Below are 9,219 nucleotides of genomic sequence, written 5' to 3'. Positions count from 1 at the left end.
CGATATCGACGCCCGTCAGATCGAACGGATGAAATCTCTGCTGGCCGGTCAGCAGGACGCTTTTGCGCGTGATCGCCACCGCCCGCTGAACGAGCGCAAGGCGGACCTTGAGGCCGTCCAGACCCTGACCGCCGCCCATGCCGGCGAAATCGCTGACGCCATAGCCAGCGATTACGGCGTCCGCTCGAAAGCGGAGACACAGCTGGGCGAGATCGGCTTCGTTCTGGCGTCCGCCAAGCACGCGCTGAAGAATCTGGATAAATGGGCGAAGCCGCAAAAGGCCTCCGTCCCGATGACGCTGGCCCCCGGCAAGGCCTATGTCCGGCGCGAGCCGAAGGGCGTGGCGGGCATCGTTTCACCCTGGAATTATCCCTACCAGCTGGCCATCGCGCCGCTGATCGCCGCGCTGGCCGCCGGGTGCCGCGCCATGATCAAGCCCAGCGAATACACGCCCGCGACGGCGGAGCTGATGAAGCGCCTGCTGGGCGAGCGATTTTCCGAAGATCAGGTGGCGGTGGTCACGGGCGGGCCGTCCGTGGGGGAGGCCTTTACCGCCCTCCCCTTCGACCACCTCTTCTATACCGGCTCCACCCATGTCGGCCGGATCGTCGCCAAAGCGGCGGCGGAAAACCTGACGCCGGTGACGCTGGAACTGGGCGGAAAATCGCCGGCCATCGTCACCGAGTCCTATGAGACGAAGGACCTCATGAAGCCGCTGGCCTGGGGCAAATTCTTCAATGCCGGCCAGACCTGCGTGGCGCCGGACTATGTGCTGGTCCCCAATCGCCGGGTCGAGGAAATCGGGGAGGCGCTGATCGCGACGGTTTCGGACTTCTATCCGGACCTTTCCAGCGATGACGACTACACGGCCATCGTCTCCCAAAAACATTATGACCGCCTCAGCGGCATGATCGAGGAAGCGCGGGCCGCCGGCGCCCGGATTCTTCAGCCCGAACATGACGCCGAGGCCGCAAAGGCGGCGCGCAAGATTCCTCCGACGGTCATCCTGAACCTGCCCGAAGACAGCCCGCTGATGCAGGAGGAAATCTTCGGTCCGGTCCTGCCGGTCCTTGGCTATGAGCTGCTGTCCGGGGCCATCGATTTCGTGAATGGCCGCGACCGGCCGTTGGCCCTCTATGTCTTCTCGAAAGAAAAGAGCCAGTCCCGCCGCGTGCTGGAACAGACGATGTCCGGCGGGGCCTCCGTGAACGCCACCATGCTGCACCTGTCGGTCGAGGACATGCCCTTTGGCGGCGTCGGAAAGAGCGGCTATGGTGCCTATCACGGCGAACGCGGCTTTCTGGAATTCACGCATGAGCGGTCCGTGTTCGAAGCGCCGGTCTGGCATCCTTCGCGCCTGATCGCGCCGCCTTACGGCAAGATGTTCGACTTCATCGCGGGCCTGCATAAGCGCTGACGCGGCGCTTCCGGCACGCCCGCCCTAACGGTTCGGGGAGGAACCCATGGGACGCGCCCTGCTCTGGCTTTTCGCGATCCTGATCGTCATTTGCGCGGTCTGGTATCTGTGGCCCGCAAAGGCCGATCCCGCTTATTGGGATGAGCCGGAACCGCCGGAAATGACCGGCGTGCTGGAGCCGCGCGGCCGTCTTGCCCAGGCCGAACAGATCGGCGCGGGCGCGGTTATGAGTTCAGAGGATATCGCCATTGGTCCCGACGGCGCGGTCTATGCCGGGCAACCGGACGGACGGCTGGTGCGCTTGCGTCCGGGTTCCGACACGGTGGAAACCGTCGCCGATGTCTCCAACTATCCGGTTCTGGGCCTGCAATGGACGCCGGAGGGCGATCTGGCCGCCATGGCGCCGGACGGGCTTTACCGCGTGAATGTCGCAACCGGCGAGAGCGAACTTCTGACCAACGCCTATGACGACGAACCCTTCGGCTTCGGCGACGATCTGGATGTGGCGGACGACGGGACGATCTATTTCACCGACGCCACATCGAAATGGGGCGCGGGATCGGAAAGCGGCCCGGACTACGTGATGGACATGGTGGAGAACCGGCCCTGGGGCGCGCTTTACGCCTATCATCCGGATACCGGCGAGACGGCGCTGTTGTTGGATGACCTCTATTTCGCCAATGGCGTCGCCATGGCGGCGGACGGACGCTCGGTCTTCGTGGCGGAAACATTCCGCTATCGCATCCAGCGATACTGGCTGGATGGCCCGAACGCCGGCGCGGCGGAGATAATCGCCGAAAACCTGCCCGGTATTCCCGACGGCGTGATGAGCGACCGGCAAGGCAAGCTCTATGTCGCCATGGACACCCAGCGCTCGCCCGTCCTCGCCTTCCTGCATGAAAACCCGTTTCTCACGAAGATGATCACCAAGCTGCCGCGCGGCCTGTGGCTGCGCGCAGGGCCGTCCAGCGGATTCGTGCTGGTGATGAACGAGGAGGGAGACTACCTGGATTCCTATCATGACCCGGACGGCCGCTTCGGCATGATCGCCAACGCGGTTCCTGAAGGCGAATATATCTGGATCGGCTCGCTCACCGCCCCGGTCATTGGAAGATACCGCGCCCCCGACCGCCAGTAACGCCGGCGCAGGCTGAAGAACGCTCCAGTCCTGCAAGGCGAGTTTTGCGAATATACAACCTGTATATTTAACCGCTTTAAAACACGTCTCCCTTATAGATCCGCGCTATTCAGGCCCGGTTGGATACGATGATGCTGGCGCGGTTTTTCAATGATCCGGCGATTGCCGATGCGGCCACGGGGTCCAATTCCCTTTGGATAAGCCGGCTATTGCTGGTGGCCATCCTGGCCCCGCTGGTTGGCCTTTCATTGGGCTGGCAATCCATGGCCATCTGGCTTGCCCTGATCATACCCATCGAAATCTATTCCAAATGGGCTTCCGACACGCTGCTGAAGGCCTCTCCCGCAACGTTCAGAACGCGCATGTTTTTTCTGGCCGCGGCGGTGGCGGCGGTTTCCGCCTGGCTGACCCTCAGCCTCATGCTGTGGTTTACCGATACGCCCGCCTACCAGATGGCGGCGGTCTGCTTGTGGGCGGGCACCCTGATCTATGTGCAGGGCTTCATGCACGGCTCGCATGTCACGCTGCTGGCCGGGGGCGGGCCGACGACCCTTGTCCTGATCGGCGCGCCGCTTGTGGATCCGCCTTTTTCCGGCGTCGAACAGGTCATGCTGATGAGCATGCTGATCCTGATGACCGGCTTCGCATGGCGGGCCTCTCAGGTTTATTACCGGACGCGCCAGGATTTGCGTGAAACCACCCACTCGCTGGAAGACCAGAAGCGCGCCGCCGAACAGGCGAGCGACGCAAAATCCGCCTTCCTCGCCACAATGAGCCATGAAGTTCGCACGCCCTTGAACGGCATTCTCGGCATGGCGCGGCTGCTGGAGCGCGGCGCGGAAGACCCGGCGCAACAAAAACAGATCAGCACCATCATAGCGTCCGGCAATCTCCTTACCGCTGTCCTCAACGACGTGCTGGACCTGTCGCGGATCGAAGCCGGCCGGATGGAAATTTCACCGGTCGAAGCCGATCTCGAAGCCACGCTCGCCCAGGCGGTTTCCCTTTTCGAAGGCGCGGCGCGCGAGAACGGGGTGACGCTTTCGCTGGACGTCGACGAAACCTTGCCCCGTCAAATCGTCTTCGATCCGCTGCGCGTGGGGCAGTGTGTTTCCAATCTTTTGTCGAACGCGGTGAAATTCACGGAGACCGGCTCGATCACGGTCAGCGCCAGATCGCAGCCCGCCGAAGCGGAGGAAGACGGCGATTTGCGGGTATTTGTCGCGGTCACTGACACGGGCATCGGCATCAGCCCGGAAATGGCCGAGCGGCTTTTCACGCCCTTCACCCAGGTCGACAGCTCCATATCCCGGCGTTTTCAGGGCTCCGGACTGGGGCTCTCCATTGTCCGGCGGCTGGCGAACCTGATGGGCGGCGACGCGAGCGTTGAAAGCGCGGCCGGCCAGGGCTCCAGTTTCTGCATCGATTTCCTCGCCCGTCACGGCGCGGCCCTGCACGAGGCCGCCAATGACGAGGCGGAGCTGTCGCAATACAGATCGCGCGTGCGCGAGAAGCGCGTTCTGGTGGTGGACGACAACGCCGTGAACCGTCAGGTCGCCTCGATATTCCTGGCCGATTTCGATTGCGAGATCATGGAGGCGGAGAACGGGCAGGACGCGCTGGACCTGCTGGCGGACGGTCCGTTCGATCTTGTTCTTCTGGATGTCCACATGCCGGTCATGGACGGCTTCAAGACGGCCTCCGCCATTCGCGAATCGCAAGAGGCCTGGTCGCAAATTCCCATCGTCGCCCTGACTGCGGACGCGATGACCGGCGACCGGGACAAATGCCTGCAGAACGGCATGGACGCCTATGCCAGCAAGCCGCTGGACCCGCGCCAGATGCTGGGCGCGATGGTTTCCGCCATGGAAAGCCGCCGCGGCGACGCTCCGCGGCCCGCCTGACCCGGACGCTTCCCGGCTGATGTATGCAGGATGAACCGGGGTTTCAGGGCCGGCTCACGCCCGGCCCTCTAAAACGCCTCCATGGTCACTAAACAGGACAATGGAGCGGCCCCGATGAAACACGGACTTCTGATTGCCGGCGCAGCGGCGCTGACGGCCCTGGCGGGCGCTGCGGGCGCGGCCCCGGCCAATCTCGCCTCCGCCCCCGATGGCTGCGCGATTCAGGTGGAACGCAACGCAAAGGGCGTTTCCCTGCGCGCCTCCGCCGATCGCGGCGTTACCGGCGAATATGAGATGATCGCCGACATCTATACGCCCACCGGCTCGACCTCCGCCCGTCTGACCGGCGATTTCGGCGGCTATGGCTGGCGCCGCGGCGGGCTCAGCCGCATCGATGTGGAGCGCGAGAACAGCTTCCGCGCGACGCTGCGCGTCTATGCCCCCGATGGCGGCCTGATCTGTCAGGACGTCATGCGCGGCAACGCGGCGCGCGTGGTGCGGTCCGATCTGCGCTCGCGCAGCGGCTTTCCAGGCGAGGGCCGCCGCTTCTAGTTTCCACGGATCAAAATAGCCGTTTTCGGGTTTTACCTGCGGGGGACGCGCAATCTCCCCCGCAGCAAGCCGCCGGAGAATAACATGACCAGCCCGCTATCCGCCCAGCCGCTCCTCTGCCTTCTCGCCTTTGGCGTTATCGGCGCCACGGGCTGCGATCCCGACCGCGCCGCCCCCGCGGCAGAGACGGAGACGGCCATGACCCAGGACAATTCCGACCGCCCCACAACGACGGCCGGCGAAGGCATCCGGCAGAATGAAGACTCCGCCGAGACCACCGCGCCGGATAGCGATGAAACCGCCGGAACGCCGCAACTGACCGCGATCGGGCAGGAGCCGGGCTGGTCGCTGACCATCGGCGCTGAAGAGGCGGAATTGCTGACCGATTACGGCCAGAACCGCGCCACTTTCAAAGCGCCGGCGCCAGAGCCCGTCAATGGCGGCGTCCGCTATGCGCTTTCCGATGACGTCGTGGCCACGGTCCGGGACACGCTCTGCCAGGATCCGATGAGCGGCATGAACTATCCAAAATCGGTCACGGTGGAGACGCCGGACCAGACGCTTGAGGGGTGCGGCGGCGCGCCGGAAGACCTGCTGACCGGCCCGGAATGGGTGGTCGAGGATATCGCGCAGGGCGGCATTATCGACTCCTCCCGCGTGACGCTGAATTTTCAGGAAGAAGGCCGGGTCAGCGGCATGGCCTCCTGCAACACTTATAACGCCTCATATTCGATCACGGGCGAAGGGCTGAGCTTCGAACGCGCCATGTCGACCAAGAAGGCCTGCGCCCCGGCCCTGATGAATCAGGAAAACCGCTTCCTGACCGCGCTATCCGGCATCGACCGTTTCGAGATTTCGGAGACCGGCGCGCTGGTGCTCTATTCCCGCGATACGCCGGCGATCACCGCCCGCCGCTAGGCGAATGTCTTGTCCGCCATGCGCCGGATGAAGCTTTCCGTCTCTTCCGGCGCGGCAGCCAGCGGCATGTGGCCGGTTTCCGGCAGGGTCACGATTTCGATTTCCGGCAGCGCCGCGCGTAACGCGTCCAGATGGGTTTGCGCGTCCAGAACGCGGTCCTGCGCCCCATAGAGAACCCCGGCGGGAACCGATATCTCGCCATAGCGCGGCGCGATCCCCGGCAAGTCCATCGGCACGGCGTGCAGATCGGTGGAGGTGGCGTAGAACGCGTCCGGCCGCAGCGACAACAGCCCCCCGCCCTTCACTCCGAAATCCGCAGGCGGCCTGTCCGGCGCGAACACCAGCGCCAGCGTCTTCGCGCCGCGCCGTATCGCCATCGGAACGGCGATGGTCTCCGCGATCAGGCGGCGGATAAGCGGGCTTGAAATATCGATGCTCCTGAACATCGGCGGCGCTTCGTCCTGCGGCTCGACCAGGGGCGAGACGAGCGCCAGTCCGCCAATCCGTTCGGGGTGATTGACCGCCAGGGTCAGCGCCACGGCGCCGCCCAGCGAATGCCCGACGATCAGCGGCTTCTCGATGCCTTCCTTTTCAACAAATTCGGCGATCATGCGCGCCTGTTCGGGAATCCGCGCCAGATCGTCCCGGTCCCGCGTGGAATAGCCGCAACCGGGCCGGTCAACCGCGATGACGCGGTAATCGGCCGCCAAGGGCTTGGCCGTGGCGTAAGTGAAATTGTGCAGATTGCCCGACAGGCCGTGGATCATCACGACGGGCCGCCCCTCCCCCTTTGACAGCCAGTGAATGCGTCCGCCTTTCACATCGGTGAACTGCCCCGCAGGCGGCATCCCGGCCTCAACCTTGGCCGCCATGCGCCGGGAAAACAGAAACAACCCCAGCAGCGGCAGGGCGATTATCGCAATCAGTATCGCCAGAACGATCAGAAAGGCGGTCATGGGCGTCTCCGTCTAAATTCTTTCCGCGCGGCGATTGATCAGGGACCAGTAGCCGCCGGGGCTCAGCCGCTCGAACAGGGCCGCCAATTTTGCGTCCCGTCCGACCAGCACGCGGGGTTTGCGCTTTTCAACAGCCTTCAGGATGATTTCGGCGGCTTGCGGCGGCGGCATGGTCAGCAGACGGTTCGCCTGTTCCCGCCGCGCCGCGATCTCTTCCCCGCTCGCTCCGGCCGGGACACGGGCGCTATTGGCAATCTGCGTGGCGACGCCGCCCGGATGCACGGTGGTCACGCCGACAGGCGATCCCGCCAGCTCATGCCGCAGCGCATCCGAAAAGCCGCGCACCCCGAACTTGCTGGCGCTATAGGCGGTCTGGCCGGCCGGGGCGATGACGCCGAAAATGCTGGAAATATTGGTGATATGCGCGGCGTCCGCTTCCCGCAGCAGAGGCAGGAAAGCGCGCGTCATGCGCACCACGCCCCAGAAATTGATGGCGAACAGCCACTCGAAATCCTCCGGCGCAATCTCTTCGAACATCCCGCCGACAGCGACTCCGGCATTGTTAAACAGCAGATGCGCCCCGCCATGTTCGTCCCTCACCGCCTTGGCGAACGCCGCGATGGCGTCGGGTTGGGAGACATCGATCGCGTGAAGGGTGATCCGTCCCTCCCCCGGCAGGGATTTCCGCACCGCCTCCAGACCGGCCATATTGATATCGGCCAGCGCCAGATGACAGCCGCGCGCGGACAGCGCCCCGGCCAGTCCCGCGCCAATGCCGCTGGCCGCCCCCGTGATCACGGCTGTCCGGCCCGCAAAGTCCATCCGGCCGCTCATTCCGCCGCCTTCGCGGGAGCATTGTCCCGGCCCGTCATTGCATCGCCCGCTTCCCCGAAATGCACTTCCCCGTCTTCCAGCTTGCCATAGCGGATCGCCAGCATGTCCTGGATATAGTTCTGATAGGCCCGCCACGGCGGACGCGCGCCCTGTTTCGGAAACTCGGCGATGGAGCGCTGTACATAGCCCGACGAGAAATCCAGAAGCGGCTCCGCTTCCAGATCCGGCGGCGCGACGGGTTCTACATAGTCATAGCCCTTGCGTTTCATGTGATTGAGCAGACGGCAGACCCGCTCGCACGTCAGGTCCACTTTCAGCGTCCATGACGCGTTGGTGTAGCCGAAGGCCAACGCCAGGTTCGGCATCCCGCTCAGCATCATGCCGCGATAGGCGAACGAATCCTTCGCCACGAACGGCGCGCCGTCGACGCTGAAATCGACGCCGCCCAGCAGCAGCATCTGCAGGCCGGTGGCGGGGATAATGATGTCCGCTTCCACCACTTCCCCCGATTTCAGCTTCAGCCCGTCCGGCGTAAACCGGTCGATATGGTCAGTCCTGATGGACGCCTTTCCGTCTTTCAGCGCCTGGAAGAAATCGCCGTCCGGCGCCAGGCAGAAACGCTGGTCCCAGGGATTATAGCTCGGGTTGAAATGCGTCCCGACATCGGCGCCCTCGCCCAGCTCCTTCTCGATCGCCTTCATCACCTGACGTTTCACGAATTCCGGAAAACGCTGGGAGAGCTGGTAAAAATAGATGGTCAGCAGCACGTTCTTGGCCCGGGTCAGGCGATAGGCCAGCCCGCCCGGCAAGACTTTGCGCAATCCGTCGGCGATACGGTCCCGCATCGGCCGCGCCGCGATATAGCTGGGCGACCGCTGCACCATCGTCACGTGCGCCGCCGTTTCCGCCATGGCGGGGACCAGCGTCACCGCCGTCGCGCCGCTGCCGATGATCGCCACCCGTTTGCCGGCGTAATCCAGATCCTCCGGCCAGTGTTGCGGATGCACGATGCGGCCCGTGAAATCCTCCATCCCCTCGAACGCGGGCAGATAGCCCTTGTCGTAGCGATAATAGCCCGAACACATCATCAGGAAGCCGCATGTATAGACGGCGCGCTCGCCGCCCGCCCCGCGCTCCACGGTGACGGTCCAGCGCGCCGACTTGCCATCCCAGTCGGCGGACACGACGCGATGCCGGTAGCGGATATGGCTTTCGATATCGTGGCGCTCGGCCGTGTCCTTCACGTAGTGGCGGATGGCCGGGCCGTCGGCGAACACCTTGCCGCTGGTCCAGGGGCGAAAAGCGTAGCCGAACGTGTACATGTCGGAATCGGAGCGTATGCCCGGATAGCGGAACAGGTCCCAGGTTCCGCCCATCGCCTCGCGCGCTTCCAGAATGGCGTAGCTACGGTCCGGGCAGCGTTTCTGCAGGTGATACCCCGCCGCAATGCCCGAGACGCCGGCCCCCACGACCAGCACGTCGAAATGCTCTTCGGCCATA

Annotated in this window: 8 protein-coding genes; 5 read left to right on the top strand and 3 right to left on the bottom strand. The window is 64.3% G+C overall.

What is annotated here, in order from left to right:
• From H2040_RS06500 to H2040_RS06480, 5 genes are all read left to right on the top strand, one after another.
• Positions 1-1,417 (top strand): coniferyl aldehyde dehydrogenase (locus tag H2040_RS06500; protein ID WP_353844812.1); only part of this gene is annotated, 1,417 nt, incomplete at its 5' end.
• 46 nt (positions 1,418-1,463) lie between these two features.
• Entirely contained in the window at positions 1,464-2,555 is a 1,092-nt protein-coding gene (locus H2040_RS06495) for an SMP-30/gluconolactonase/LRE family protein (protein ID WP_287156108.1), read from the top strand.
• 131 nt (positions 2,556-2,686) lie between these two features.
• On the top strand, positions 2,687-4,459 hold the full coding sequence (locus H2040_RS06490; RefSeq protein ID WP_287156105.1) for an ATP-binding protein: 1,773 nt from the start codon (positions 2,687-2,689) through the stop codon (positions 4,457-4,459).
• A gap of 114 nt (positions 4,460-4,573) precedes the next feature.
• On the top strand, positions 4,574-5,011 hold the full coding sequence (gene csgH / locus H2040_RS06485) for a curli-like amyloid fiber formation chaperone CsgH (protein ID WP_022697157.1): 438 nt from the start codon (positions 4,574-4,576) through the stop codon (positions 5,009-5,011).
• A gap of 84 nt (positions 5,012-5,095) precedes the next feature.
• Complete coding sequence (locus H2040_RS06480) at positions 5,096-5,929, top strand: META domain-containing protein (protein ID WP_287156091.1); 834 nt, start codon at positions 5,096-5,098, stop codon at positions 5,927-5,929.
• Here the strand turns inward: H2040_RS06480 and H2040_RS06475 are convergent.
• From H2040_RS06475 to H2040_RS06465, 3 genes are read right to left on the bottom strand one after another with little or no spacing between them, the layout of a single operon-like run.
• Positions 5,926-6,885, bottom strand: a complete 960-nt coding sequence (locus H2040_RS06475; protein ID WP_287156082.1) for an alpha/beta fold hydrolase — start codon at positions 6,883-6,885, stop codon at positions 5,926-5,928. The two genes, H2040_RS06480 and H2040_RS06475, sit on opposite strands and share 4 nt — an antisense overlap.
• A 12-nt stretch (positions 6,886-6,897) precedes the next feature.
• On the bottom strand, positions 6,898-7,719 hold the full coding sequence (locus tag H2040_RS06470) for an SDR family NAD(P)-dependent oxidoreductase (protein ID WP_287156078.1): 822 nt from the start codon (positions 7,717-7,719) through the stop codon (positions 6,898-6,900).
• On the bottom strand, positions 7,716-9,218 hold the full coding sequence (locus H2040_RS06465; RefSeq protein WP_287156076.1) for a flavin-containing monooxygenase: 1,503 nt from the start codon (positions 9,216-9,218) through the stop codon (positions 7,716-7,718). The genes H2040_RS06470 and H2040_RS06465 overlap by 4 nt, the downstream gene beginning before the upstream one ends.
• Position 9,219: the final 1 nt, after the last annotated feature.

The sequence above is a fragment of the Euryhalocaulis sp. genome, assembly GCF_013911995.1.
In the GTDB taxonomy this organism is placed as follows: Bacteria; Pseudomonadota; Alphaproteobacteria; order Caulobacterales; family Maricaulaceae; genus Euryhalocaulis; species Euryhalocaulis caribicus.
The sequence above is the reverse complement of the archived record's forward strand: the minus strand, read 5'-3'. Positions and strand labels throughout refer to the sequence as shown.